Raw genomic sequence first — 24,989 nt, 5'->3', positions numbered from 1 at the left:
ATGGGGGAAAAAGAATGAAGATAACAACAAAAATACTGGGATCCTATATCATTCTGGCAATCGTGGTTTTGCTACTGGGAGCGGGAGCTTTTCTGGGAATCAGGCGTATGAACAGTAATGCGGAACAGCTTTATGAAGACAGACTCCAGCCGACTTTACTGTTGGCAGAAATCAGTCAGCTGATGGAAAACACCCGGGTCCATATGCTGACGGGGGTCATCAATTCGGATGCGACCAGAGGGGAACCGGCGCTCGAAAATGTGGAGCGGATTGACGAGCTGCTGGTGGCTTATAATAACCGGGTGATGGGGGAAGAGGAGGCGGAACTGGTGGGCCAGCTGAACCGCAGCTGGGAAAACTATTCTGAAATCATTGTGGAAACGTCAGAGGCACTGGCCGAAGGGGACTATATGGATTCTCTGGTCGGTATCCGGCAGGGGGGATCCTGGTACGGAGCAGCCAACATGTACTTGAATGACTTGCTGGATATGAAAGAAGGCCTGTCTCAAGCAGCCTATCTAGAAAACCAGGCCATTTACATGAGACTGGTCACCCTAATTATAGGAGCTAGTCTATTGGCGACTGTTTTTGCAGTGATTGTCGGTTTGACAATGGGGAAAGTAATCGGGCAGCCGCTAGCCAGAGTCTCTGAGAAGCTGAATCAGGTGGCTTCAGGTAAACTAACTGGGCAGGTACTGAAAACGAAGCGCAAAGACGAAATTGGTCTCCTGGAACAGGCGACCAGCAAGATGCAAGAAGAACTGAAAAGCATCATCTCGTCAGTATCTCAGGCAACGCATCAGGTTCTGAGTGCGAGCGAGGAGTTGATGCAATCGACGACGGAAGTGGTTCAGGGGTCTGATCAGATTGCCTTGACTATGCAGGAGCTGACATCAGGAGCAGAATCGCAGGCGATCCATACCAATGACCTGTCGGCCAGCATGGGGACTTTTGTGGAGACTATTGAACAGTCTGTAAAGGACAGTGCCGGGGTACATTCTGATTCCAGCAAAGTCCGACTGCTGACCGGAGAGGGAAAGGCGATGATGGATTCGTCCGTTACGCAAATGCAGCGGATCGACAAGCTGTTTCAGCAGTCAGTTTCCGGCATGCAGGGGCTGGATGCCAAGTCCAGAGAAGTCTCCTCACTGGTAACCGTTATTGAAGAAATTGCTGAACAGACCAATCTTCTAGCTTTGAATGCAGCAATTGAAGCGGCCCGTGCAGGCGAGCAGGGTAAGGGCTTTGCCGTAGTAGCTGAAGAAGTGAGAAAGCTGGCCGAGCAGGTATCTGGTTCGGTTGGCGAAATCACGTCGATTGTCAAGGGGATGCAGGCTGAATCGCTTACTGTTTCGACCGCTTTAAAAGACGGCTACAGCGAAGTGCAGAAGGGGACGACTCAGATCCACCAGACGGGTCAGACCTTTGAAACGATTGCTTCTTCTGTTGAAAAGATGGAAAAGACAATCCAGATTATTAGTCAGAAACTAAAAAGCAACAAAGAACAGACTGTTCAGATGAATGCACATGTGGAAGAAATTGCGTCCGTCAGCCAGCAGTCAGCAGCGGGCATTCAGCAGACGTCAGCGTCGGCTCAGCAGGCCAACTCGACCATGCAGGAAGTATCAGCCAGTTCGGAGGAACTGTCCCGCTTGGCAGAAGAGCTGAATCAGATCGTCGAAAAATTTGAATTGTAAAAAGTAAAGGTGGACAAGAATAAGCCCCTGTCTGAAGCCCGGTTTGGTTTCAGGCAGGGGCTTATTGCTGTCTACTGCATAGGTCAGTCTTCAGCTAAGCAGGCTTATGGGGAGGAAGCATGGGTACCCCTGATCTGTTCGGCCAACCGGACGGCATGGAATCAGACATCAATTCAAAGGGTTGCTTTAGCCTCTGACTTACCGGAGTTGTTTTACCTCAAGGTTTAGGGGTCTGTGCAAGCGCGGGAAATTTCCCGAGATGAGGGACAGATACCAATGTATGCGCTTCCTTTCCTAAGAAGACTTACCCGGTTGTAAGCGCTCTTCTCTGATGTTTTAATGAATATACAAAGAGGCACAAAAAGATAAAGAAAGAAGGACGAGTTGATGAAGGAGAAATTACAGCGCTTCGGTGGGGCGATGTTTACGCCTGTACTACTGTTTGCTTTTGCAGGAATCATGGTTGCTTTTGCCTTGATGTTCAATAATACACAGATTGTGGGTGCCATTGCGGAAGAGGGGACGCTCTGGCATGGCTTTTGGACGATTATTGAAAACGGGGCCTGGACGGTCTTTAATCAGATGGAGATTTTATTCGTAACCGGGATCGCTTTGGGGCTGGCTAAAAAAGCTAATGCCCGGGCAGTACTGGAAGCAGTCGTTATTTATCTGACGTTTAACTACTTTTTATCCAGTATGCTGGAATTGTACGGTTCCACTTTCGGTGTGGACTTCACACAGGAAGTCGGCGGGACCAGTGGTCTGAAGATGATCGCGGGGATCCGTACGCTGGACACAGGAATCATCGGGGCGATTGCGATTGCTAGCCTAGCTGTTTTCCTGCATAACCGTTACTTTGACAAAAAGCTGCCTGACTGGCTGGGGATTTTTCAGGGATCATCCTTTGTGGTGATTGTCGGCTTCTTCGCCATGCTGCCAGTCAGCTATCTGACGGCTCTTGTCTGGCCGAATGTCCAGTCGGGAATCGAATCCACCCAGGTCTTCATGACCAACTCCGGTATCTTTGGAGTCTGGCTCTATACTTTTATGGAGCGTGTTTTAATTCCGACCGGCCTGCACCACTTTGTCTATACGCCTTTCCTGTTCGGACCGGCTATTGTTGAAGGGGGCATCGTGACCTCCTTTATTGAAAATCTGCCTGTTCTGGCCAGCACAGAAGCGTCTTTAGCAGAAGTGTTTCCACAAGGCGCCTTTGCCCTGCATGGCAATTCCAAAATGTTTGCGGCACCGGGTATTGCAGCGGCTTTCTACTTTACAGCCAAGCCTGAAAACCGCAAGAAAGTGGCGGCCCTGGTCATTCCAGCTACCCTGACTGCAGTTCTGGCAGGGATCACAGAGCCTCTGGAATTTACTTTCCTGTTTGTCGCACCCGTTCTGTTCTTTATTCACGCTTTTCTGGCTGCAACCATGGCAACGGTTATGTACTCTTTCGGTGTGGTTGGAGATATGGGTGGCGGACTGATCGAGATTGCATCCAAAAACTGGATTCCGCTGTTCAACAATCATGCTGGGACCTATATCGCTCAAATTTTGATCGGACTCAGTTTTACAATCATCTACTTCTTCCTGTTCCGTTATCTGATTGTGAAATTCAACTTTATGACACCGGGACGTTCAGATAAAGAAGGGGCTAAGCTTTACAGTAAAAAAGAATACCGTGAAAGAGAAAAAGGAGCGGCGAAAGGTTCGCCGGCCGATCAGTATGCAGACCAGGCGCTGGCTTTTGTGGAAGCATTTGGTGGAGCGGAAAATATCGAAACCGTCAACAACTGCGCCACCCGTCTAAGAGTCCGGGTCAAGGACGCCACCAAGGTCAAAGATGACGAAGCCTTCAATGAAGGGGGAGCCATGGGAGTCGTTCGGAACAAGCAGTCTTTCCAAGTCATCGTTGGGCTGTCCGTTTCTCAGGTAAGGGAGGCGGTTGAGTCACTCACCGGAATATAAAACAGGCATTTTAGTGCTGTAAAAGGCGGACGGAGGTTCACTCAGTCAGTACAAGGCCGTTGAGTAGCCTGGCAAAGAGTCAGGCATGCCAACTCAGTCAATACAAGGCTGTTGAGTGGCCTGGCAAAGAGTCAGGCGTGCCAGCTCAGTCAGTATAAGACTGTTGAGTGGCTCCGTACAGAAACGAAATCAACTATTTGGATAAACAGTAGCCATGCAAGTGGCTGCTAACTATAAAAATGCATCTTAAGGAGATGGAAAATATGAAAAAACAGTCAATCGTTATCGCAGGTGGCGGAAGCACCTTTACCCCAGGCATCGTCTTGATGCTCCTTGAAAATCTGGACCGCTTCCCGATCAGACAAATCAAATTTTATGACAATGATGAAGAAAGACAGAACACCGTTGCGGATGCCTGTGAGGTCATCATCAAAGAAAAAGCTCCAGATATCCAGTTTGTAAAAACCACTGATCCTGAAGAAGGCTTTTCTGACGTCGACTTTGTCATGGCCCACATCCGGGTCGGCAAGTACAAGATGCGTGAAATGGACGAGAAAATTCCGCTTAAATATGACGTGGTCGGGCAGGAAACCTGTGGACCCGGTGGGATGAGCTATGGTATGCGTTCCATTGGCGGCGTTCTTGAACTGATTGACTATATGGAAGAGTATTCTCCAGACGCCTGGATGCTCAACTACTCCAACCCTGCAGCGATTGTTGCTGAAGCGACACGCAAGCTTCGGCCAAATGCACGCATCCTGAATATCTGTGACATGCCGATATCCATCGAAAATCTGATGGTGAAAATCCTTGGTATGAACAGCCGTAAAGACTTGAATGTCCGTTATTACGGCCTGAACCACTTTGGCTGGTGGACATCCATTACAGATAAAGAAGGCAATGATTTGATGCCGGCCTTGAAACAGCACGTTAGTGAAAATGGCTATGCCGTCAACTTTGATGATTCCGGTCAGCACGTGGACAGCAGCTGGCAGGATACATTCAAAAAAGTGAAGGATGTCTATGCCCTGGATCCGGATACGCTGCCGAACACCTACCTGAAGTACTACATGTATCCGCAGGACGAAGTCGCCAAGGCTGACCCGACCTATACTCGGGCCAATGAAGTCATGGATGGCCGCGAGAAGCATGTCTTCGGCGAATGCAGAAAAATTGCAGCTAATCAGACGACAGAAGGATCTACACTTGAAATTGACGAGCACGCTTCCTACATTGTCGACCTGGCCAGAGCGATTGCCTACAATACTGGTGAACGTATGCTCCTGATCGTGGAAAACAAAGGGGCCATTGCCAATTTTGATGATACAGCCATGGTTGAAGTCCCATGTATCGTAGGCTCAAACGGACCGGAGCCTATCACACAGGGAGAAATCCCCCGTTTCCAGAAAGGTCTGATGGAGCAGCAAGTTGCCGTCGAAAAACTGGTCGTAGAAGCCTGGGAAGAGGGCTCGCGCCAGAAACTATGGCAGGCACTGACTCTTTCGCGGACCGTTCCAAACGGACGTGTCGCCGAAGAATTGATGGAAGAACTGATCGAAGCCAATGGAGAATTCTGGCCGGTCATGAACTAGTAGAAAAGAGATACCCTTGCAGGCCGCTTGACGGCTTGCAAGGATTTTTTATCAGAAAAAGCACAGCAAGTCCACTTCAGGAAGCAAGTCCGTTTTTGGATATAGAAATCACTGATTTTTGAGCAAATAATTAGCAGCTGACAGTCTGAAAGGTTAAAATAAAATAAGTAGGAACAGTAGTCTTAATACATAGATAGAAGCATGAAGCAAGATAGGGAAACTATTCAAAGGGGTAGAAAAATGGAACTGATAACTGATCGACTTAAGCTGGTTCCCTGTTCAGAGGAGTCGGTGCTGAAGTACGTATGCTGTACATCAGATGTTACAAACAACATAAAAAAATGTCTGGATAAAATCAACGCAGGTGGGAAGTGTGTAAACAGTCAGACTTGGCTTCTGATTGAAAAAAGTGAAGGTACTCTTATAGGAGATATTGGACTGGCTGGCTGTGTGGAAACAGAAGCAACAGTCGAAATGCAGTTTGAAATTCTCTCTTACGCCCGAAATAAAGGCTACGCTGTAGAAGCGATGCAAGAACTGTTCAACTGGATTTTTACCTTTGGAGGCGTTAAAGTCGTTGTGACAGACTGTCGAGTAGAGGATATTTATACGGAAATGATTCTGGAAACGCTAGGCATGGAGCTAGTCAAAGAAGACAGCGACAGTACACGCTTTAAACTCAAAATAGAAAGCCGGCAAGAAGTCCGGTAAAAGGACGCAGGGCTTGGCCGGCGTCCTTTTTTATACCAACTTGAGCAGGAAGTACATAAACTGTGATAATATAAAAGAGAACAGACTCTTATAAAGAAGGTGGGCCCATTATGCTGTACGAACTCGTCAACAGATATGCCGAGCATTTATCTGAGAACGACTACCACATCATTGATTATATAGACAGCCATGCAGAAGCGGTCAAGGATATGACCATCATGGAGCTGAGCGGACACTGCAATATTTCAAAGTCTTCTATTCTTCGGCTAACCAAGAAACTTGGCTTTTCCGGTTTCAGCGAATTTAAGTTTTACTTGAGAGACGCTCAAACGGATAAAGCACAACAAGCAGCAGGCAGTGCTTTTCAGTCCAGCGAAACGGATATCAAACGGACAATACAGCTTTTTGAAAGTCAGGCCAAGGAAAAAATTTACGAGCGCATCGATCAGGCTCAGACGATATATGCTTACGGGACGGGCTGGGGACAGCAGAATGCCCTGCAGGAACTGAACCGCTACCTTGTATCGATGGGAAAGCAGGTCTACCTGATTCCGTCCCTGAAGGAGCTGCAAGTGTCCTGCCGGCACATGTGTTCGGCTGATTTAGTGATTTTTGCTTCTTTGAGTGGAGACCTGGCGGATATTACTAGTGATCTCAAGAAAATCAGCCATGCTGGGATTCCCACACTGTCGATTACTAGCTTCAAAAACAACAATCTGGCCGAGCTGAGTACCTATCAGTTGTACTTCCAATCGACCGATTTTGGCTTTGCGTTTGGTGTCGAGCATAAATCCTTTATCGGCCTGCATGTGCTGATCGATCATTTGGTCAGGGGTTTTTTTGAATATAAGTTGGCTCAGCAAGGCAATCGTTCTTAGTCAGTTGTCGTAGTCAAAAAAATGCGAGCCGTTCCACCCTATCAGGCTGCAGCATCTAGTAAGCAGATACAGACTTCAAAAAGGCGGACGGGGACTTCCCTGTGATAAAATAAAAAAAATAGATTAAAAATTGTTCAGTCAACAGGAGGAGTTTAATATGAAAAAAGAGATGCCTATATACGATGTGCTTATAGTCGGTGCAGGTCTGTCTGGCTTGGCCGCTGCACAAAGGATTGATCAGTCGGGCCTTAACTACTGTGTCCTGGAAGCAGCAAGTCGGGCCGGAGGGAAAGTGGATTCAGGGACCAATGCAGAAGGTAAATACTGGCTTGAACTGGGGGCCCAGTTCGTCAATACAGACATGACTGAAATGGTTCGCTTTATTGAAGCGAGTGGGATGTCTTTGGTCAAGACGCATGCCCAACCAAACAGTGTTTTTTTACATGCCAAGACTATGGAGCCGGTGGGAGACTTGATTGAAGCCGTAGACGAGGATCTGCTGGGGGATCTGGAGAGTTCAGATTTGTCGTTGTCAGAGGTCATCGAAGAACTGACGGATACTACCGAGGAAGCGGCTGTGGCCAAAAGTTTCATCACTGAAGAAGCAACAGTCGATACCGATTATATGTCGGCAGAGAGTTACATCGACGTAAGCGAGCGCTACACGTCAGAGCAGGATGACCTGACGCATCAGGCGTCTGGTCAACTTTCCCAAGTCATCGCTTATCTCGTGGACAATTTGAAAGTGCCAGTCCATTTCAGTCAGCCCGTCAGGCAAGTAGAAAAGCAGGGAGATCACTATGAAGTGACTACTGAATCTGGTGACAGGTACAGAGCAAAAGGTCTGCTTCTTGCAGTACCGCCGACTGTTGCGTCGAGACTATCTTTACCAGAAGACCTGCATGCGCATTTTGCTCCGCTTCTGTCAAGCTTTGTGGATGGGTCGGTAATCAAGGTGACCCTCAGCTATGATCAGTCTTTCTGGACCGCAGTTGAACTGGAAGAAGAAAAGCTACCTGTAGAAGGAATCGTCTTTAGCCGCTTTCAGGGTCTGAGTATTTCGGATTCCTCTAAAGAGGGAGATACGCCTCGGCTGACAGCTTTTATCGGGGGCGATCTGGCCAAAGATCTGGCTGGGCAACCCGCTTCCGCCCGCCAGCAGTTTGTTTTGGACCGGCTGCATGAAGTGCTCGGTAAAGAAGCAGCCGAGTATGTGGACTACCGGGAGAGCATCTGGGTGGATCATCCCTTCTGCGGCGGAGGTTACAGCGCTCAGGTTCATGTAGACGGCATAGCTGATGCGCCTGAGCAGCTGAGACAGCCCTTTGAAAAGTGTGTGTTTGCCAGCACAGAACTGGCCGAAGCTTTCCCTGGCTTTATGGAAGGTGCTGCCCGAGCCGGAACATTTGCTGCTGAGCAGCTGATCGAACAGCTCGCCTAAAGAAATGCAGCTGCTGAAACGGAAGCAGCGACATGAAAAACAAGAGGGAGTAAAAGGGAAGCTGTAGTTCGGATGGTCTGTCTGAATTACAGCTTCCTTTTAGGTCAGGGGATTTATGCCCGGCTTGATCTCGTGGATAAAAGTTGGTGTAGCTGCTACAGACAAGCATAAAGTCAAATCCTGTATTATAAAAAATAAAACGTATTCAACAGCAGAGGGGAAGAGAGAACACCGGTTATCGATATCTTTCATTCGAAAGGATATGGTAAAATCAGCTTAACAAAGAGTCTGGACGGGGAGTGTCGAGGATGAAGCAAGCACCTGCAGCGCTTTGGCTGAGTATATTGACAGCTATGATCCTTTTTATTTCAGGATGTACCCAAACAGGAGAAGATACAGCCGAGGACAGTGTGACGAGGCCCGGAGGCGGACTTGTGATGGAAGAGTTCTCGGATGCCGGAGACATGGAGATGGGCAGAATGGAGGATGGGGATAGTGAAGGTGGGCGACTGATTGGGGAGAAAGTGATCCGCAATGTCAGTCTGGACTATGAAACACTGGATTTTACAGAGACGACCCAATATATCCGGCAGACGGTAGCCAAGCAGGGGGCTTTTATCGAGCATTCCTATGAAACGAGTTACACCCCATCAGGCCAAACGTCCCGTTCTTATCGGATGATCAACTATACACTGAGAGTTCCGATAGACCAGCTGGATACCTTTCTGGCTGAGCTGGAGGGCGTTCAGGCACAGAAAATCAGTGAGCAGAGAGGGACTGAAGATGTCACCCAGTTTTACCGGGATACTGAAGCTCGGGTTAGGGTATTGACCAGCAAGGAAGGACGGCTGACTGAACTGCTGGAACAGGCAGACACCATTGAGGAGATCATTCAGATCGAAAACAGCTTAAGCGAAACCATTGCAGAAAGAGAAAGCCTGCAGTCGCAGCTCGATTACTATGATGATCTAATCGACTATACGGTTGTCCGCCTAACAGTCACCGAGCGGGCTCGGCTGACGAGGGAACGGGGAGACCAGGTATCCTTCCTCAGAAGGCTACAGGAAGCACTGGCTGATTCCTTTTTTGCCTTTTACTTTATCATGCAGGATTTGTTTATCGGTCTCATCTATGCCTTACCTTATCTGATCATTGCGGGGGTCATTGGGGCACTGATTTTTATCGTCAGACGGAGAATCAAAAGATAAGTCAAACTCCTCACAGAAGGTTCATTTTAGCCTAGCGTACGAGGGGACAGGGAGAAGGCACAGGTGCGCAGGACCAGATTGAAAGAACCCGTTACTGACAAAAAAGAAGTGCATATGATTCGTTCCAACTGCTGAAATTGTCTATAATAAAAAAGAAGACAAAAAGTAAGTGATAGATAGCTGTGAAAATCGAGCACATCGGCTTTTGGGTAAAGGATCTGGAAAGAATAAAATCTTTTTACGAAACGTATTTCCAGGCAGCAAGCGGGCCGCTTTACTGCAATTCTAAAAATCAGTTTACGTCCTACTTTCTGACATTTAATTTTGGAAGCCAGCTGGAACGGATGCATAGAGATGACATAGCCCGAAAAGGACAGGAAAGCCTGGGCTATGTGCATAGGGCTTCTCGGCCGGTAATGAACAAGACGTGAATACCTTAATGCGGTGGCTTCAAGCTGACGGTTTTTCCTTGCTTAACGGTCCACGAAGAACAGGAGATGGCTACTATGAAGCCGTCATGTTGGAGCCCGAAGACAACCGGATTGAGATCATGGCAGAGTGAACACATTTATTCAAGGAGGATATTATGGGATTACTAGTAGAAGGAAAATGGCACGACAAGTGGTACGATACTGAAAAAAATGACGGACGATTCATTCGGGAAGAGTCTCAGTTCAGAAACTGGATCACACCGGATGGCAGTGCCGGTCCGAGTGGAGAAGCCGGCTTTAAAGCAGAGGCTGGGCGTTATCACCTGTACGTGTCCAATGCCTGTCCGTGGGCTAATCGCACGATGATTATGCGCAAACTCAAAGGGCTGGAAGATATAATTTCGATTTCAGTTGTGCATCCTCTAATGGCTGAAAATGGCTGGACATTTGAAGACGATGATCCGGATATCGTCAAAGACCCGCTTATCGATGCCCGCTATATGTATGAAATTTATACGCATGTCGAACCGGAATACAGCGGTCGGGTGACGGTTCCGGTATTGTACGATTTGAAACAGGATAAAATTGTAAACAATGAATCCTCTGAAATCATGCGTATGCTGAATACCGCTTTTGACGACATTGGGGCAAAGGCCGGCGACTACTATCCCAAAGATCAGCGAGCAGCCATCGATGAAATCAACAGTCAGGTATATGAGGCGGTAAATAATGGCGTATATAAATCGGGCTTTGCAACTAGGCAAAGCGTCTACGAGGAAGAAGTTACTAAACTCTTCGGTACCCTGGACGAGCTGGAAAAGCTACTCGAAAATCAGCCTTACCTTACAGGCGATCAGCTGACTGAAGCAGATATCCGGCTCTTCACAACGCTGGTCCGCTTTGACAGTGTTTACTACACCCACTTCAAGTGTAATATTAAGCGGATTACTGACTATGAGCATTTGTGGCGCTTGACCCGAACCATCTACAATATGCCTGGGGTAGCCGATACCATTCATTTCCGCCACATCAAGGAACACTATTTCCGCAGTCACAAAAACATCAATCCGACAGGGATTGTCCCAGTTGGTCCAGAATTAGATTTCAGCTTATAATCAAAAGCAGCCACCTTAAGAGGGGGGGCTGCTTTTTTATTGGGAAACAGCGCAAATCCTGCTACATAAGACCATTTTTTACCTGAAAATCATTTGGGCCGTCTAGCGCTGATGCCAGCTTTTAAGAAAAGAGAGTGGGTTGCCGTAGATAAATCGGATCAGCTGGCCGTGATGCTGGACTTCACAATCTAAAACCTGCAGGAGCCCGTTCGTTTGTTTCCCGTTCAACTTGTGTGCTTTTAATTAGGCCAGGTAGTTGTGAGTGCTCCGATAAAGGCTGATGACCACATGTGCGGTATTAGTATAATAGAAGCAGTGCTTACGCACATAAATAGTGATGACAACAAGTTTATGATTATATTTGCTGAAGAGAAAGGAATTCTGTACAATTGATCTAAAGACAAGGGGGGGACTGAGTGGATCAAAAAGAGCTGCTGAAAGAAAGAAAGGCTTATAAAAGTGCACATAAGGCTGTGATGTTTTTTACGATTGGTATTGCGCTGTTCAGACAGTTGCAAGGAGAGTATGTTTCTGAACTGATGGCAGTTATCAATATTCACATACTGCTGTTATTATGGTATACGCAGACTCGGGAAGGGCGGCTGACTGCCCGGCTGACAGTTATCGCTTTGGGTATCTTTATGCTCTATGTTTTCCTGATTCAGTGACGCGAACGTGCTTGACTAATGCAAGAGTTAACGGAAATAAATACAGGTTAATCTTTAACAAGGGAGACTGAAAAAATGTACATAAAGCTTACTCGACCGGACCGTTTCTATGCAGCGCTGAGCAGACTAAAAGTCAGACTGGACGGGGAACTAGTCTGTAAAATTAAAAATGGTGACAGCCAAACCATCGAACTCGACTCGCATCAGCAACCAGCAACCCTTCAAATCAAGCAATGGTTTGCCAAAAGTAACAAGCTTGACGTGCAGGCAGGTGATGCAGTGGTGATCGATACGAGAAAATGGATATATTTTTTGCCCATGGCAGTAGGGTTGATAGGAGGCGTGTCTCCCATCGCTTACTCAAGGCTATTCAGCGAGGTCAGTTGGCTGTTTGAGTCGATTTTTATCATGCCGATTTTAACAGGCGTATTGACGGGAGTCATGGTCAGTGTCCCCTTCAGCCTGTTCGCATCATATCAGCTGAGAAAAGTCTGACTTATTCATGAAACTTACTTTCGGCATAGAGAGGCATAAGAACAAGACAGGGGGCGTAACGGATGCAGATCAGAGTCATTCGGGCAGACGAATATTATAATAGGAACGTTGATTTAAAGTTGAAGCTAAGTGGGCAGCTGGTCCATAAAATAGAAAGCGGGGAAAGTATTGTACTGAAAATGGAAAAGGAAACAGCCGTTTTACAGGTGCGTTCCGGTTTATATAAAAGCAACAAGCTGGAAGTGAAAGCAGGAGATGCGGTTGCTCTTGAATATCACCCGATTGTTTATCTCTGGCCCTTGCTTATTGGGGTCTGCATGAGTCTGTTCCCCTTCCTTTATCAGAACAACTATGAACAGTGGAGTGGCATACCGGCTTCTTCTGGTGCCATTATCCTTGCTTCTATTGCAGGGGGAATGCTGCTTACGGGCGTGCTGAGCCTAGTCAAGTCTTATGTGCTGAAAAAAGTGTAGAAACCAGCTAAAATATAAGCTAAATGACTATGTTTTTCGTCCTGACCGTTCAAAGCAGACGAGGGTACACTTAATCACAGAAGAATTTCTGTCGCTCATCAGACGGACCGAAGGAGGAGAGGCTCATGAAAACGCTGATTGCTTACTTCAGCAGGCACGGCTGTACCAAGAAATGTGTCGGTATACTGGCTGATTATCTTGACAGTGAAATCGATTTTATCGATTTGAGCAGAAGCTCAGCATCAGATGTCGACGTACTGAAGTATGACAGCATCATTTTAGGCAGTCCGGTATATTACGGGAATATCGCTAAGGAAGTCAAGGTGTTTGCAGAAAGTGAAAGCTATAAGCTGAAGCAGAAGAAACTGGGGCTGTTCACCTGCGGCATGCAGGATCAGTGGCGAGCCAAAGAGCAGATCGAAAGCAATTATCCGAAAGAGCTGCTGGATATCGCTGAAACGAGAGCTTGCTTTGGTGGAGAGTACCATTTCGACCGGATGAGTCTGATGGAAAAAGTGATTACGAAAAAAGTGGCGAAGGTGAATAAAGATGTGTCTACAGTCGATGAGGAAGCGATTAAAGCATTTGCGGAAAGCATGAACAAGGCAAATCTGATTGGAACTTGAGTAGACGCAGGATAGAATCAGTTCAATAAAGAAAAAAGTACAGACCCGTGCATACGGGGGCTGTACTTTTTAGCATACCGTCAGCAGTGCCTTTTGATTCAGTGGCGACGGGCAAACTGCCAGACGGACAGCAGGTAAAAGACAAGGGCAGTCCCGGCCAGGTAAAGAATACTGATCCAGGGAGAAATAAGAGTTCCCTCCCAGTTGAATTGAACGCCCATGAAGGTCATGAATTCTGTCTGCATGTCCGTTGAGGCTTGTTGAAAAACAGTGTCCAGAGCCTCAGCCATCATGATTTGTCTCAAAAGACTGGCAGAATGTGAAATAGGGAAAAGCATGACGAAACGCTGGCCGATTTGGGGTAATACACCTATAGGCAGATAAATTCCGGCAATGAAACCGGTCAGGGTCCCGATAATCGATGTAGCGGTGCTGAAGGCATTGTCGCTTTTAATAAAAGAGATAGGGAAGTAAACAAGTGCGGTATTAGTTAAAACAGACAAAAAAATGATACCCAAAACCTGCAGGGTACGCCATAACGACAACCAATTGCCCCCGTTAACGACAATAAACAGTAGACCAAACAGCAAGGTAAGCAGGGTCATCGCTAAACCGACCACAAAGGCGCTAAGCAAATAGCCAGCGGTCAATTTACTGGGAGTAATAGGTGAAGAAGCAAAGTCTTTGATGATCAGCTTCGACTGATCGCTGACCATGATTTCAAAAGCACCTAGAGTTGTAGTGATCGAAGCGGCGGCAAGTAGCCCTGCAATCAGCCAGCTGTCTGTCAAAAAGCGGGAGCCCTCCCGTTCGCCTAAAGTCCCCATGCGTAAGTTGTCTCCCAGAAACAGCAGATAAAGGGCAAAAATAATGAGTACGGCTAGCAGAGAGAAAAAGACAGCAGCCCGGTCGCGAAAAAACATAAGAAGGTTACGGCGGATTAAAGGAATCATGAGCGCATCTCCTTTCCGGTGATATGAATAAAGGTATCGTCCATCGATCCCATGTGAATCTCAAAATTATCCAGCCAAGGGGTAAGTGCGGATACAACCGGTAGCGCATCAAAAGTGGAAGCGACAGGGACGCTGAAGACCGCGCCCTTCTGCTCAAAAGTGAGTCCCCATGTACACAGTTTCTTGAATACTGCCTTAGGATCTTTAGTGTAGAGGATCAGCCGGTCGCTGCTGTACTGCTCTTTCAGTGCTTCGGGGGTGCCGGCTGCAGCAACCTTTCCGTGATCAATCACGACAATATAATCAGCTGCGGCAGCTTCCTCCATATAGTGAGTGGTCAGGAAAATAGTCATGCCAGTCTGCTGCTGAAGACTACGGATAGTTTCCCACACATTCTTTCGCGTCTGAGGATCCAGTCCAGTCGTTGGCTCGTCCAGAAACAGGATCTTCGGCTGATTGATCAGGGCCCGGGCAATGTCGGCCCGCCGCTTCTGTCCACCTGAGAGCTTTCCATAAGGCCGGTCAATAAAGTCAGAGAGGGAGACCGCTTCGCTTGCGGCTTCAATCCGACTATTAATCTGCTCCTTGTCCAGAGAATAAAAGCTACCGCGTATACGAAGGTTTTCCCTGACTGTCAGTAGATGATCCAGAAGGCCGGTTTGGAAAACGACTCCAATAGAAGACTTGATCAGTTGGTTGTTCTCGCCGAGTGTATAGCCGTTGACCCTTACTTTTCCGCTATCAGGCTTGAGGAGGGTGCTAATGATATCGATTGTTGTGGACTTACCTGCGCCGTTGGGGCCGAGAAAGGCGAACAGCTGGCCTTCCTCAACGCGAAAGCTGATGCCGTCCACCGCTTTCACATTACCATAATACTTTGTCAAATCCTTTACCTGGATGATAGCGGACATGTAGGAGCACTCCTTTTTTTGGGCTCTTTTCGCACATACGGGTGCAGCGCGATAGTGGAGGGGGCACGACCGATTATGAAATGAAAATCAGTTGTTCAGCTCTATTATAGCTTGTTAGGCTGTAGTGTATATACTGATAACCCATGATCCATTTAAATAACGTGAAGCAGCCAAGGGGAAACTATCTATTTTCGGTCAGTCCATACGGTGCTCTCTTTCAAACTAGCTGTTTTCTGATGGTTTGAAGGGAGAAAGCCCGGCATCTATGGTATTCTTTAAGTGAGGAACGATGGACGATAAGTCTGATTAGACCAGTGCGAAAACAGTATGGAACAAGTCGGAGGTGTATGTATGTTTGACACTTTGTGGTTTCACTTATCTAGAGAAGAATCGATTGAAAAGCTTCAAACACAGGCGAATACGGGCTTGAGTACAGCTGAAGCTAGACGTCGCCTTGGTTCATACGGGCTGAACGAGCTGCCGAAAAAGGAATTAACACCGAAGTGGGTCAAGTTTTTCAGTCACTTTAATGACATCCTGATATATATCCTGCTGGTGGCTGCAATCGTTACTTTGATTCTAGGGCATTATGTCGATACGGTCGTGATTCTGCTGGTGGCTGTAGTCAATGCACTGATTGGCTATGTTCAGGAAAATAAAGCTGAAAAGGCTCTGGAAGGGATTCGACAGCTCCTTTCTCTCCAGGCTACGGTGATCCGAAATGGATCAAGAGAAGAGATTGCCTCAACAGAGGTCGTTCCGGGAGATATTGTTCTTTTGAAGGCCGGAGATAAAATCCCGGCGGACATCCGGCTGATTCAGGCTGATCATTTGAAAGTCGAGGAGTCCCCATTGACAGGGGAGTCGACTTCAGTGGAGAAACAGACGGCTAGCCTGCCTGAAGATACGGTGCTGGCAGACCGAGTTAATATGGCTTATTCTGGCACGGCTGTTTCTTCCGGCTCTGGTATAGGTGTTGTTGTATCGACGGGTGAAGAAACAGAAATCGGCCAGATCAACCGCTCTATGAGTGAAGTGCAAGGTATGAAGACGCCGCTGCTCAAGCAGATCGAAACATTCGGCAAGATCATTTCAGTGGTGATTCTAGCATTAGCTGTGCTCCTGTTTGCTTTCGGTCTGCTCTTCCATGACTATCAGTGGGGCGAATTGCTACTTGCCGTCATTGGACTCACAGTGGCCGCCATACCTGAAGGTCTGCCCGCCATCCTGACCATCATCTTGGCACTTGGGGTTCAGACTATGGCAGACAAAAAAGCCATCATGCGTACCCTACCTTCTGTTGAAACGCTGGGAGCGGTGACGGTGATTTGTTCCGATAAAACAGGTACACTGACTAAAAATGAAATGACTGTGCGGTCTGTTATGACCAGAAAGCACTACTATACAGTATCTGGAATTGGTTATGCCCCTCAAGGGAGTATCTCTTGCAAGGAAAGAGAGGTGGAGCTGTCAGCGCATAAAGAGCTAAAGGAGCTGCTGCTGGCCATGCGTTCAGTAAATGATTCAGATATTCTGCAGACAGACGGCCACTGGCTCGTCAGGGGAGATCCGACGGAAGGGTGCCTGATTACATTGGCAGAAAAGGCCAGTGAGCCAGTCGAGTCCCTTGAGCTAATTGCAAAAATTCCTTTTGACTCAGAGTACAAGTATATGGCCGGACTGGTTGAAGTTGATGGAAAGAAAAAAATATATATCAAAGGCGCTCCGGACCGTTTATTTGACATGGCTGGGCTGCACCCAACCTCTCATGACAGGCAGTATTGGGAAGAGCAAATGAGTCGGCAGTCCAGAAAAGGCGAGCGGGTCCTGGCTGCTGCTGTCAAGGATGTTGAGAATGACCGTATGAATATAGATCATGAGGATGTGTCCCATGGACTCACGATCCTGGGGCTGACCGGCATTATCGATCCTCCGCGGGAAAATGTGATTGATGCGATAGCAACTTGTAAAAGAGCAGGCATTCAAGTCAAAATGATTACGGGTGACCATAAAGAAACCGCTTTGGTCATTGCGAGGCAGCTTGGCATAACGGATCATGATGATGTAATCGAGGGACGTGAACTAGATCAAATGACGGGTGAGGAACTGAAAGAAGCGGTTCTGGCTTCCGACGTTTTTGCCCGGACGAGTCCGGCAAACAAGCTCCAGCTGGTTGAAGCACTGCAGGCGCATGGACATATCAGCGCAATGACGGGTGACGGTGTCAATGATGCACCGGCATTGAAACGGGCAGATATCGGAGTTGCTATGGGAATCAAAGGAACTGAAGTCGCCAAAGAAGCTTCTGAAATGGTCTTGGCAGATGACAACTTTTCTACTATCATTAATGCTGTACGTGAAGGGCGAAGAGTTTATGACAATCTGAAAAAGACGATTCTGTTTATTCTACCGACTAACGGTGCCGAAGCTTTTCTTGTGCTTTCCGCCTTGCTTTTAGGATTGGAGATGCCACTGACACCGGTTCAGATCCTTTATGTCAATATGGTCACTGCGGTAACTGTCGCTTTGGCGCTGGCGTTTGAACCACTGGAAGAAGGAACAATGGACCGTCCACCCCGGAAGCCCACAGAGCAGCTGCTCAGCCGCTATTACGTCTTTCGGATCCTCTTTGTTTCTTTACTTATCGGAGGCTCCATTATATGGATGAATGGGGCTCTCCAGGCAACCTATTCCATTGAACATGTCAATACAGTTACCTTGCATTCCATTGTTTTTGCTCAGCTCTTCCATCTTTTTAATGTAAGGAATGAACGGCACTTTAGTTTGAACCGTCACTTCTTTGAAAACAAGGCAGCATTTGCTGCATCTGCTCTGCTGGTTGTTTTTCAGCTGACGGTCACCTATGTGCCTTTCTTGACTAGAGCAATAGGTTTGTATCCCATTGAAGCCATGTATTGGATTTTCCCGGTAGCTATAGGGATCATGGTTTTTATCGTTGTTGAAATTGAAAAATATGTTACACATGCAATCATCAAGCGCAATTAATTAATAAGGTAAGGGAATGCCTTTTGGGAGGAATCATGTATGAGTGAAAATCAAAATCAGCCGGTCGATGTACTGGTCATCGGGGCGGGGCTAGCAGGGCTGTCTGCTGCCAGAAAAGTTAAGCAAGAAGGGATCTCGTTTGCGGTCGTTGAAGCGAGCAATCGTGGAGGTGGGAAAGTTCAGACGGAATTCTCAGCTGACGGCAAGCGTTTTTTTGAACAGGGTGCACAGTATGTCAATCGGGATATGACTGAGATGATCAGCCTTATTCAGGAAGCAGGCATGGAATTGAAACAGACGAACCTGGATAAGGATTCGATTGTCATCAATGAAAAAAATGCCAAAGCCATTGATTTGGGTTCAACCAGAGGAGCGGCGTTGCTGAATCAGTATACTGTAGACAGTGACAAACCATTGTCTAGCGCCCTCGATGAAGTCGTAAAGGACAAGTGGGAAAAGAAAATGATTAGTAGTTATATCGCAGCTGAAACGACAGTCAATACAGATCAAATCAATGCAGCAGCGGCCAATAGGATGATCAGCCGGGTCACCACACAGGAGAATGAGCTGAAGTATCAGGCAAGTGGGCCTCTCAATAATGTGATTCATTTTTTAGAGGATGAACTGAGTGATCAGATTTACTACTGTGAGCCTGTGGTATCGATTGAAACAGTCGATGGAATGTACAAGGCAACGACCGAGCACGGTAATCAGTACCATGCCCGTTCTGTGATTCTAGCGATTCCACCGACAGTAGCCAGACGCATCGCCTTGCCAGATGAGGTTAAAGTACATTTTGAAGAGGCGCTGAGCAGTTATATTGACGGTGCAGTAATCAAAATGACGCTGGTATATGATGATGATTTCTGGCGTCACAAGAAAGTAAGAGGCAAAGAGAGAAAAATATTTGGTGTGATTTATGCAGGAAATGAGGGAGTCAACCTGATGGATGCCTCTCAGCCGGAAGGCGAGAATCGGCTAACGCTGTTCATCGGCGGGGACAAGGCGCGTGAGTTGGTTCATGTTACAGCTGAGGTGAGAGAAAATTATGCACTGGACCGTTTGTCTGAAGTCTTTGGAGATGATGCAGAGAACTTTCAGGATATTGAGGAAAGTATCTGGGTCAACTCCCGCTACTCAGGAGGTGGATACGGTGCGATGATTCATCCAGAAGGCGACAGCAAAGCGAATCAGCAGCTCAGTCAGCCGTTCAGACGGATAGTCTTTGCGGGAACGGAACTAGCTCCCCGATTTCCGCACTTTATGGAAGGGGCTGTGCGTTCCGGGCAGCAGAGTGCAGAGCGCCTGTTGAAAGAATTGTCCAGATAAACTCAGGCAGAGAACATTGTAGATGTTGCGCTCGCCAGAAAAGCCGAATGCCCCGTGTTTTCAGACACGTTGCATTCGGCTTTTATATATCAGCTTGCTATAGATTGGACTGGAAGTAGCGGCTCAATGTTGAGGCGATCAGTCAAGGATTAGTCTCTTACAAGCTGTTCATTGCGGACAGCTACGCCTTGAGCAGACTGAGAGGCTTCAGCTGTACCCTTGTTCAAGTAAGTGTTGTAAACTTTGTCTATCACGAGCGCAATCGCATTGTCTCCAGAAACATTGGCGGCAGTACCGAAGCTGTCCTGAGTGATATACAATGTAATCAGCAAGTTCCCCATTGTGCCTGTCGGATCCATACCGACCATGTAAACAAACGGCAAGGCGCTCATAATGGCTCCACCAGGGGCACCTGGGGCAGCAACCATCGCAACACCTAATGTGGCAATAAAGCTTGCCATCATGCCAAAACCATGCGGCATGTCGAACATCAGTAGGACGGCAGTGACACAGGAAATAATGGTAATGATGCTGCCCATCAGATGAATGGTTGCACTCAAAGGAATAACAAACTCCCGAATTTCTTCAGAAACCCCGTTCTTTTCAGCACAAGCCATATTGACTGGGATGGTAGCCGCTGAGGACTGTGTACCTAGAGCAGTAAAGTATCCTGGGATCTGATTCTTCATTAACGTCAGCGGATTCTTGCCTGTATAGAGACCGGCTAAAATAAACATCGCTGTGATCATCAAGAGCTGCAAGCCAATCACAACGAGGAAAACACGCCAGAAAACGGAAAGCAGTGAAAAGGCAGTTCCTGTATAGCTGAGATTCAGAAAATTACCGAAAATATAGATTGGCAATCCTGGAATAATAATTGTTTTCAAAATCATTGTAATAATATCACCAAATTCAGTAAAGAAGCCATACATGACTTCGCCTTTCCCTTCCTGCCGTAACCAGGAAATGAAAATGCCGAACATAAAGGCAAAGATGATTGCGGATGTCACTTCCAGCAGGGGCTCCAGAGGTAGTTCGAACAGAGGCTCCAGCGCCGCTGTTTCTTCCTGGACCGTGTCTCTGACTGAGGGGTCAATAAAAAGCGGGAACAAACTGGAAGCCAGCAGGTAGGCAACAAAACCTCCAAAAAGAGTCGAACCATAAGCCAAAATCGCATTTAGCCCTAAAAGCTTGCCGGCGCCTTGAGTCAGATCGGCAATCCCTTTGACTACATAACCGACAATCATCAGCGGAATAACAAACCCTAACAGGCTGCTGAACAAGTCGGAAATGGTTATGGGAATCTGCAGGACAAATTCAGGAATAAAGGTCAACTGGCCGACCGCTACTCCGAGTATGATGGCTATTAACAGTTTCGGCACTAGGCCGAGTTTAACAAATGGCAACTTTCTCATATTCAATCTCCTCCATAAATAAATACTCCTTTTTCCAGCTCACCTGAGCTAGTTTTCACATTGTATCATATTAGAATACAAGTAGTAATATAGATGAGCAAATTTAATTAAAAAGAAATGAGAAGTTTTATCATTTTATTCATAAATGATATAGTAACCAGTAGAGAGCATTTAGTGAGGAGCAGATAAAATGAAGATTGCATTACTCGAACCATTGAGAGTGAGTGAAAAGCTGATAGAAGAACTGGCTCAGCCACTTAGAGCTAAAGGCCACGAGTTTGTTTACTATAACGAGAAAACAACAGATTCAGACGAACTTTACAGCAGAAGTCGGGATGCTGATATCGTAATGATAGCCAATACCTCTTACCCCGAAGAAGTAATCAGCAGACTGGAAAAGACTCAGCTAATCAATATTGCCTTTACGGGTATCGATCATGTGGATAAGCAAGCAGCTGATCGCAGGGGAATCAAGCTGGCCAATGCTGCCGGCTATTCGGATCAGTCTGTAGCTGAACTGGTCCTGGGCCTGACGCTTGATGTGTACCGGTCAATTTCCAGAGGAGACTCGGATGTGAAAAAGGCGGAAAACTTTCCTGGACTGATCCAGGGAAGAGAAATCAGAGGGAAGACTGTCGGTATCATAGGAACGGGACAGATTGGTCTGAAGACGGCACAGCTATTTAAGGCTTTTGGGGCTGAACTGATTGGCTTCAGCCGTTCACAGAAAGAGGAGGCGAAGCAAATGGGACTGGAGTACACATCACTCGATGACGTTTTATCCAGAAGTGATATCGTTTCCGTTCATTTGCCTATGAATGAGCAGACTAAAGGTTTTGTGTCAGAAGAAAAGCTGAAGTTGATGAAATCTGATGCAGTCCTCATCAACTGTGCACGTGGGCCCATCGTTGACAATAAAGCGCTTGCCACCCTGTTGAATACTGGAGAAATTGCTGGGGCCGGTATTGATGTATTTGACAGGGAAGCCCCGCTGCCCGCTGACTATCCACTCTTGTCTGCCCAAAACACTGTCCTAACTCCGCATGTGGCCTATCTGACAGATGAAGCCATGGAAGCGAGGGCCAGGATTGTCTTCAATAACACCCTGGCTTATCTTGAAGGCCATCCTGAAAATATTGTAGAGTAAAGGACCCATAAGAGCTGTTGGAACAGAGACATAACGCAAGCGGCTTTTGATGCGAGAGCAAAGAAGGTAAAATCAGCCTGGTGTTCGGGTACAGGGGTGCGCCATTAAGGAAAAATGAAAACAGTAAAACCGTCAGAACCAGGAGCTGTGTCTCCTTTTTCTGACGGTTATTTTAGCCTAACTTGGCAAGTTCAGCTTTCAGATACTTAGCCAGTTCGAGCATGGCAAATTGGTTAGCAGCCTGTTCGGCCTCTTCATTGTAGTTGGTGTTGGTATTGACGTCATAGGTATAAACGTCTCCTTGCCCGTCGACAATAAACTCCAGGGCAGCGACTTCAATTTTCTGTTCTTTCAGGAAAGCTTCAGATCGTCTGATCTGCTCTTCTGGCAGACGGTCGATGATGCTGAACTTGCTTTCTTCAGAGATGACCTCACCATCTGGATCAATCTGGCAAGCGTCTGCAGGGCAAAGTTCAAAGCCGTCGCTTGAATCAACTTTGACAGCATAGAAATAGCGGCCACCAATAAACTCGGAGCGAACAATATGGCCATCTGGAGACTGAATATACTGCTGGATAAGAGAGAGACCATCGACAGAATCTTCAAATTCAGGCCCATAGATATAAGCTTTCAGCTCGTCAAGTGTGTAGAGCAGACGGACACCGAGCCCCTTTCCTGCGCGATTGTGCTTGATGATAAATGGAAACTCATTAAGCTTTTCAGCTGCTTGAATGATTTGTTTCTTCCCCACGGCCCCGAAAGTCTTAGGGGTCTGGATACCGGCTGCTTGAAGCGCGAGATACTGCTTTAACTTGCTAATTTCAAGACCAATAGCGTTTGTTCCATTAACGACCCGTGCACCTTTATATTCCAGCCAGCTTAAAATCTGATCAGCAAGTTCAGGTGCATACCGGTTGCCTCTTGTGTGTGAGGAAGCACTCATGCGGTTGTAGTAGATGGCCTCTTCCGGCAGGGCTTCCAAGTCCACTAAGCCTTCTGACAAGTCCCAATCTTCATAAGGCACTTTCAGTTCTTCCAAGCGGCCTATCAAATGCTTCGTCCAGTCCATGTTTTCATGTATAATGACTACTTTTTTCATAATCAGCATGCTCCTTTATCCTTCTGTCCATCTTTCATTATTAAATAAAAGCTTACTTTTTGCAAGTGATCATTCCGCTGATTAACCAGAGTTAATGGATTAGAAGCAGGAGAGCATTCAGCGACAGTAAGACTGATAGAGGAGCAGGGGAGATAGGCTTCTCTTGAACAAATAGGCTGTGAATGGAACTAATGTTTTCTGAGAGCGGCAGGAAAAGGCTATGGGTGTTTGAAAGCCCTTTCTCTTGCTTATCTGATACATGATTGGTATGTTTGTTATAGAGGTAAAAATCTGCAAAGGAGCTGTTGACATGGGACGCTTAGACGGTAAAATTGCAGTGATTACAGGTGGCGCAGGCGGGATGGGCAAGAAGCACAGTGAGTTTTTTGTCAGAGAAGGAGCAAAAGTTGTTGTCGCAGACTTGGACACATCCGATGGACAGAAGTTAGCTGACGAGCTAGGAGACAATGCGCTGTTTATAGCGCTGGACGTTACGGATCCAGACAACTGGGATAAGGTCGTGCAGAAAACAGAGGAAACATTCGGTCCTATCAGTGTGCTGATTAATAACGCCGGCATCGTTGTGTCTCAGTCGATTGCAGATACGTCTCTTGAAGACTACCGTAAAACAACCATGATCAATCAGGATGGGGTCTTTTTAGGGATGAAACATGTGCTGCCGTCTATGAAAAAGGCGAAAAATGGATCAATCATCAACATTTCCTCCATTGCCGGCATCGTTGGGGCTGAAAATAATATTGCCTACATTGCCTCCAAGTTTGCTGTCAGAGGAATGACCAAGGCAGCTGCAGCTGAGTTTGCCCAGTTCAATATTCGGGTCAATTCAGTTCATCCTGGAACCATCCGTACACCGATGACTGAACAAGAAGATGTCCGGGATCTGGTCAAGGCGATGGAAAAGGAGATTCCGATGAAGCGGATAGCAGAACCGGAAGAAATTTCTAACCTGGTGCTCTACCTCGCGTCGGATGAATCCAGTTATTCGACTGGCGCCGAATTTGTAGCAGATGGCGGTCTGATACAGGTAATGTAAAAAGTAAGCAGGCAGATAAGGTGAAAAAGATTGTGAAGCAGTGAAATAGTTACAATAAATACTGCAAAAGACAAATCCACCCCACTGAGCTTTCATGTGCAGTGGGGTGGATACTTTATTTATGATAAAAAACAGCTGCCTTCAGTTTGAAGTGTTGTGTGAGAAGGACTCAGCGTACCAGTCAGCTGCAGCTTTAACTTCTGGAGCAGTCAGCTGGTGCCCGTAATCTTCCCAGTGAAGCAGGACCTCAGCACCGGCCCCGCTTAGAAGCGTGTTTAACTCGGACGATTCTTCAGAAGGGCAGATAGGATCGTTCGTTCCAGCACCGATAAAGACGGGCAAGCCAGTCATATCCGGTAGTTCAAGCTCTCGGATTGGAACCATCGGATGATGTAAAATTGCCCCTGCTAAAGCATCTTGATAATGAAAGAGCAGGCTGCCTGCAATATTTGCTCCATTGGAATAACCAACGGCTACAACCTTGCTGCGGTCAAAGCCATATTCTCTGGCAGACTCATTCAGGAACGCATAGAGTTCGGCTGTTCGAAACTTCAGATCCTCTAGGTCAAATACCCCTTCACTTAGACGTTTGAAAAAACGGGCCATCCCATTCTCGTTTATATTGCCGAGTACACTGAGGATGTTCGCTTCTGGATCAATAGCATCGGCAAGAGGCAGCAAATCGCGTTCAGATCCTCCAGTCCCGTGAAGCAAGAGCAGGGTTGTTCCTTTAAGATCTTTGCCTTTTTTAAATACATGTTTCATAAATACACTC

At 47.0% G+C, this 24,989-nt stretch carries 21 protein-coding genes and 1 pseudogene; 17 read left to right on the top strand and 5 right to left on the bottom strand.

Annotation, left to right across the window (positions count from 1 at the left end; translation table 11 throughout):
- Positions 1-14 precede the first annotated feature (14 nt).
- The 13 genes and pseudogenes from ADIAL_RS07445 to ADIAL_RS07385 all read left to right on the top strand — a co-directional run bounded on the left by ADIAL_RS07445 (position 15) and on the right by ADIAL_RS07385 (position 13,300).
- Positions 15-1,697 carry a methyl-accepting chemotaxis protein gene (locus ADIAL_RS07445; RefSeq protein WP_051503803.1) on the top strand — a complete coding sequence of 561 codons (1,683 nt, stop codon included), beginning with the start codon at positions 15-17 and terminating at the stop codon, positions 1,695-1,697.
- A 387-nt stretch (positions 1,698-2,084) separates the two neighbouring features.
- Positions 2,085-3,662, top strand: coding sequence for an alpha-glucoside-specific PTS transporter subunit IIBC (locus tag ADIAL_RS07440; RefSeq protein WP_034302034.1), 1,578 nt, complete (start codon positions 2,085-2,087; stop codon positions 3,660-3,662).
- A gap of 263 nt (positions 3,663-3,925) precedes the next feature.
- Entirely contained in the window at positions 3,926-5,254 is a 1,329-nt protein-coding gene (locus ADIAL_RS07435) for a 6-phospho-alpha-glucosidase (protein WP_034302032.1), read from the top strand.
- A gap of 240 nt (positions 5,255-5,494) precedes the next feature.
- Positions 5,495-5,965 (top strand): GNAT family N-acetyltransferase, encoded by a 471-nt coding sequence (locus ADIAL_RS07430; protein ID WP_034302030.1) that lies wholly within the window; start codon positions 5,495-5,497, stop codon positions 5,963-5,965.
- A gap of 110 nt (positions 5,966-6,075) precedes the next feature.
- On the top strand, positions 6,076-6,843 hold the full coding sequence (locus ADIAL_RS07425) for a MurR/RpiR family transcriptional regulator (protein ID WP_034302028.1): 768 nt from the start codon (positions 6,076-6,078) through the stop codon (positions 6,841-6,843).
- A 157-nt stretch (positions 6,844-7,000) separates the two neighbouring features.
- Positions 7,001-8,284 (top strand): flavin monoamine oxidase family protein, encoded by a 1,284-nt coding sequence (locus tag ADIAL_RS07420; protein WP_034302025.1) that lies wholly within the window; start codon positions 7,001-7,003, stop codon positions 8,282-8,284.
- Between the two features lie 308 nt (positions 8,285-8,592).
- Complete coding sequence (locus ADIAL_RS07415; protein WP_034302023.1) at positions 8,593-9,492, top strand: DUF4349 domain-containing protein; 900 nt, start codon at positions 8,593-8,595, stop codon at positions 9,490-9,492.
- Between the two features lie 182 nt (positions 9,493-9,674).
- Positions 9,675-10,054: pseudogene (locus ADIAL_RS07410) on the top strand (VOC family protein).
- Positions 10,055-10,078: 24 nt separating this feature from the next.
- Positions 10,079-11,038 carry a glutathione S-transferase family protein gene (locus ADIAL_RS07405; protein ID WP_034302021.1) on the top strand — a complete coding sequence of 320 codons (960 nt, stop codon included), beginning with the start codon at positions 10,079-10,081 and terminating at the stop codon, positions 11,036-11,038.
- A 416-nt stretch (positions 11,039-11,454) separates the two neighbouring features.
- Complete coding sequence (locus ADIAL_RS07400; RefSeq protein WP_034302019.1) at positions 11,455-11,706, top strand: hypothetical protein; 252 nt, start codon at positions 11,455-11,457, stop codon at positions 11,704-11,706.
- A gap of 75 nt (positions 11,707-11,781) precedes the next feature.
- Positions 11,782-12,201 carry a hypothetical protein gene (locus ADIAL_RS07395; protein ID WP_034302017.1) on the top strand — a complete coding sequence of 140 codons (420 nt, stop codon included), beginning with the start codon at positions 11,782-11,784 and terminating at the stop codon, positions 12,199-12,201.
- Positions 12,202-12,263: 62 nt separating this feature from the next.
- A complete protein-coding gene (locus ADIAL_RS07390) occupies positions 12,264-12,674 on the top strand; it encodes a hypothetical protein (RefSeq protein ID WP_034302014.1) in 411 nt (136 codons plus the stop codon).
- Between the two features lie 125 nt (positions 12,675-12,799).
- Positions 12,800-13,300: a flavodoxin domain-containing protein gene (locus ADIAL_RS07385; protein WP_034302011.1), complete on the top strand. Its 501-nt coding sequence runs from the start codon at positions 12,800-12,802 to the stop codon at positions 13,298-13,300.
- Between the two features lie 98 nt (positions 13,301-13,398).
- On the opposite strand, the gene ADIAL_RS07380 is transcribed toward ADIAL_RS07385, so the two are convergent.
- Both ADIAL_RS07380 and ADIAL_RS07375 read right to left on the bottom strand, forming a co-directional pair.
- Positions 13,399-14,253 carry an ABC transporter permease gene (locus tag ADIAL_RS07380; RefSeq protein WP_034302009.1) on the bottom strand — a complete coding sequence of 285 codons (855 nt, stop codon included), beginning with the start codon at positions 14,251-14,253 and terminating at the stop codon, positions 13,399-13,401.
- A complete protein-coding gene (locus tag ADIAL_RS07375) occupies positions 14,250-15,164 on the bottom strand; it encodes an ABC transporter ATP-binding protein (protein ID WP_034302007.1) in 915 nt (304 codons plus the stop codon). Before ADIAL_RS07375 ends, ADIAL_RS07380 begins: the two co-directional genes overlap by 4 nt.
- Before the next feature lie 351 nt (positions 15,165-15,515).
- Here ADIAL_RS07375 and ADIAL_RS07370 point away from each other — a divergent pair, with 351 nt between their 5' ends.
- Together ADIAL_RS07370 and ADIAL_RS07365 are read left to right on the top strand one after the other, a co-directional pair.
- Positions 15,516-18,170, top strand: coding sequence for a cation-transporting P-type ATPase (locus tag ADIAL_RS07370; RefSeq protein ID WP_034302004.1), 2,655 nt, complete (start codon positions 15,516-15,518; stop codon positions 18,168-18,170).
- 39 nt (positions 18,171-18,209) lie between these two features.
- Complete coding sequence (locus ADIAL_RS07365; protein WP_034302002.1) at positions 18,210-19,499, top strand: flavin monoamine oxidase family protein; 1,290 nt, start codon at positions 18,210-18,212, stop codon at positions 19,497-19,499.
- A 149-nt stretch (positions 19,500-19,648) separates the two neighbouring features.
- Here ADIAL_RS07365 and ADIAL_RS07360 read toward each other — a convergent pair whose 3' ends face one another.
- Positions 19,649-20,914 (bottom strand): dicarboxylate/amino acid:cation symporter, encoded by a 1,266-nt coding sequence (locus ADIAL_RS07360; protein WP_034301999.1) that lies wholly within the window; start codon positions 20,912-20,914, stop codon positions 19,649-19,651.
- Between the two features lie 190 nt (positions 20,915-21,104).
- Between ADIAL_RS07360 and ADIAL_RS07355 the strand changes: the two genes are divergently transcribed.
- A complete protein-coding gene (locus tag ADIAL_RS07355) occupies positions 21,105-22,061 on the top strand; it encodes a 2-hydroxyacid dehydrogenase (RefSeq protein WP_034301996.1) in 957 nt (318 codons plus the stop codon).
- A 172-nt stretch (positions 22,062-22,233) separates the two neighbouring features.
- Here the strand turns inward: ADIAL_RS07355 and ADIAL_RS07350 are convergent, their stop codons facing one another.
- The gene (locus ADIAL_RS07350) at positions 22,234-23,160 is read right to left on the bottom strand and encodes an ATP-grasp domain-containing protein (RefSeq protein ID WP_034302056.1); all 927 of its coding nucleotides are present in this window, start codon (positions 23,158-23,160) and stop codon (positions 22,234-22,236) included.
- A 310-nt stretch (positions 23,161-23,470) separates the two neighbouring features.
- Here ADIAL_RS07350 and ADIAL_RS07345 point away from each other — a divergent pair, with 310 nt between their 5' ends.
- Entirely contained in the window at positions 23,471-24,214 is a 744-nt protein-coding gene (locus tag ADIAL_RS07345; RefSeq protein WP_034301994.1) for a glucose 1-dehydrogenase, read from the top strand.
- A 141-nt stretch (positions 24,215-24,355) separates the two neighbouring features.
- On the opposite strand, the gene ADIAL_RS07340 is transcribed toward ADIAL_RS07345, so the two are convergent.
- Positions 24,356-24,979, bottom strand: coding sequence for an alpha/beta hydrolase (locus ADIAL_RS07340; protein ID WP_034301991.1), 624 nt, complete (start codon positions 24,977-24,979; stop codon positions 24,356-24,358).
- Positions 24,980-24,989 lie beyond the last annotated feature (10 nt).

This window comes from Alkalibacterium sp. AK22, from assembly GCF_000585255.1.
Classification (GTDB): Bacteria; Bacillota; Bacilli; order Lactobacillales; family Carnobacteriaceae_A; genus Alkalibacterium.
This window is presented reverse-complemented; position numbering and strand designations above follow the sequence as displayed.

Bases quoted from the DNA above. Each gene is read 5' to 3' on its own strand.
- ADIAL_RS07445 (WP_051503803.1), top strand. From the start codon at position 15: ATGAAGATAACAACAAAAATACTGGGATCCTATATCATTCTGGCAATC.
- ADIAL_RS07440 (WP_034302034.1), top strand. From the start codon at position 2,085: ATGAAGGAGAAATTACAGCGCTTCGGTGGGGCGATGTTTACGCCTGTA.
- ADIAL_RS07435 (WP_034302032.1), top strand. From the start codon at position 3,926: ATGAAAAAACAGTCAATCGTTATCGCAGGTGGCGGAAGCACCTTTACC.
- ADIAL_RS07430 (WP_034302030.1), top strand. From the start codon at position 5,495: ATGGAACTGATAACTGATCGACTTAAGCTGGTTCCCTGTTCAGAGGAG.
- ADIAL_RS07425 (WP_034302028.1), top strand. From the start codon at position 6,076: ATGCTGTACGAACTCGTCAACAGATATGCCGAGCATTTATCTGAGAAC.
- ADIAL_RS07420 (WP_034302025.1), top strand. From the start codon at position 7,001: ATGAAAAAAGAGATGCCTATATACGATGTGCTTATAGTCGGTGCAGGT.
- ADIAL_RS07415 (WP_034302023.1), top strand. From the start codon at position 8,593: ATGAAGCAAGCACCTGCAGCGCTTTGGCTGAGTATATTGACAGCTATG.
- ADIAL_RS07405 (WP_034302021.1), top strand. From the start codon at position 10,079: ATGGGATTACTAGTAGAAGGAAAATGGCACGACAAGTGGTACGATACT.
- ADIAL_RS07395 (WP_034302017.1), top strand. From the start codon at position 11,782: ATGTACATAAAGCTTACTCGACCGGACCGTTTCTATGCAGCGCTGAGC.
- ADIAL_RS07390 (WP_034302014.1), top strand. From the start codon at position 12,264: ATGCAGATCAGAGTCATTCGGGCAGACGAATATTATAATAGGAACGTT.
- ADIAL_RS07385 (WP_034302011.1), top strand. From the start codon at position 12,800: ATGAAAACGCTGATTGCTTACTTCAGCAGGCACGGCTGTACCAAGAAA.
- ADIAL_RS07380 (WP_034302009.1), bottom strand. From the start codon at position 14,253: ATGATTCCTTTAATCCGCCGTAACCTTCTTATGTTTTTTCGCGACCGG.
- ADIAL_RS07375 (WP_034302007.1), bottom strand. From the start codon at position 15,164: ATGTCCGCTATCATCCAGGTAAAGGATTTGACAAAGTATTATGGTAAT.
- ADIAL_RS07370 (WP_034302004.1), top strand. From the start codon at position 15,516: ATGTTTGACACTTTGTGGTTTCACTTATCTAGAGAAGAATCGATTGAA.
- ADIAL_RS07365 (WP_034302002.1), top strand. From the start codon at position 18,210: ATGAGTGAAAATCAAAATCAGCCGGTCGATGTACTGGTCATCGGGGCG.
- ADIAL_RS07360 (WP_034301999.1), bottom strand. From the start codon at position 20,914: ATGAGAAAGTTGCCATTTGTTAAACTCGGCCTAGTGCCGAAACTGTTA.
- ADIAL_RS07355 (WP_034301996.1), top strand. From the start codon at position 21,105: ATGAAGATTGCATTACTCGAACCATTGAGAGTGAGTGAAAAGCTGATA.
- ADIAL_RS07350 (WP_034302056.1), bottom strand. From the start codon at position 23,160: ATGAAAAAAGTAGTCATTATACATGAAAACATGGACTGGACGAAGCAT.
- ADIAL_RS07345 (WP_034301994.1), top strand. From the start codon at position 23,471: ATGGGACGCTTAGACGGTAAAATTGCAGTGATTACAGGTGGCGCAGGC.
- ADIAL_RS07340 (WP_034301991.1), bottom strand. From the start codon at position 24,979: ATGAAACATGTATTTAAAAAAGGCAAAGATCTTAAAGGAACAACCCTG.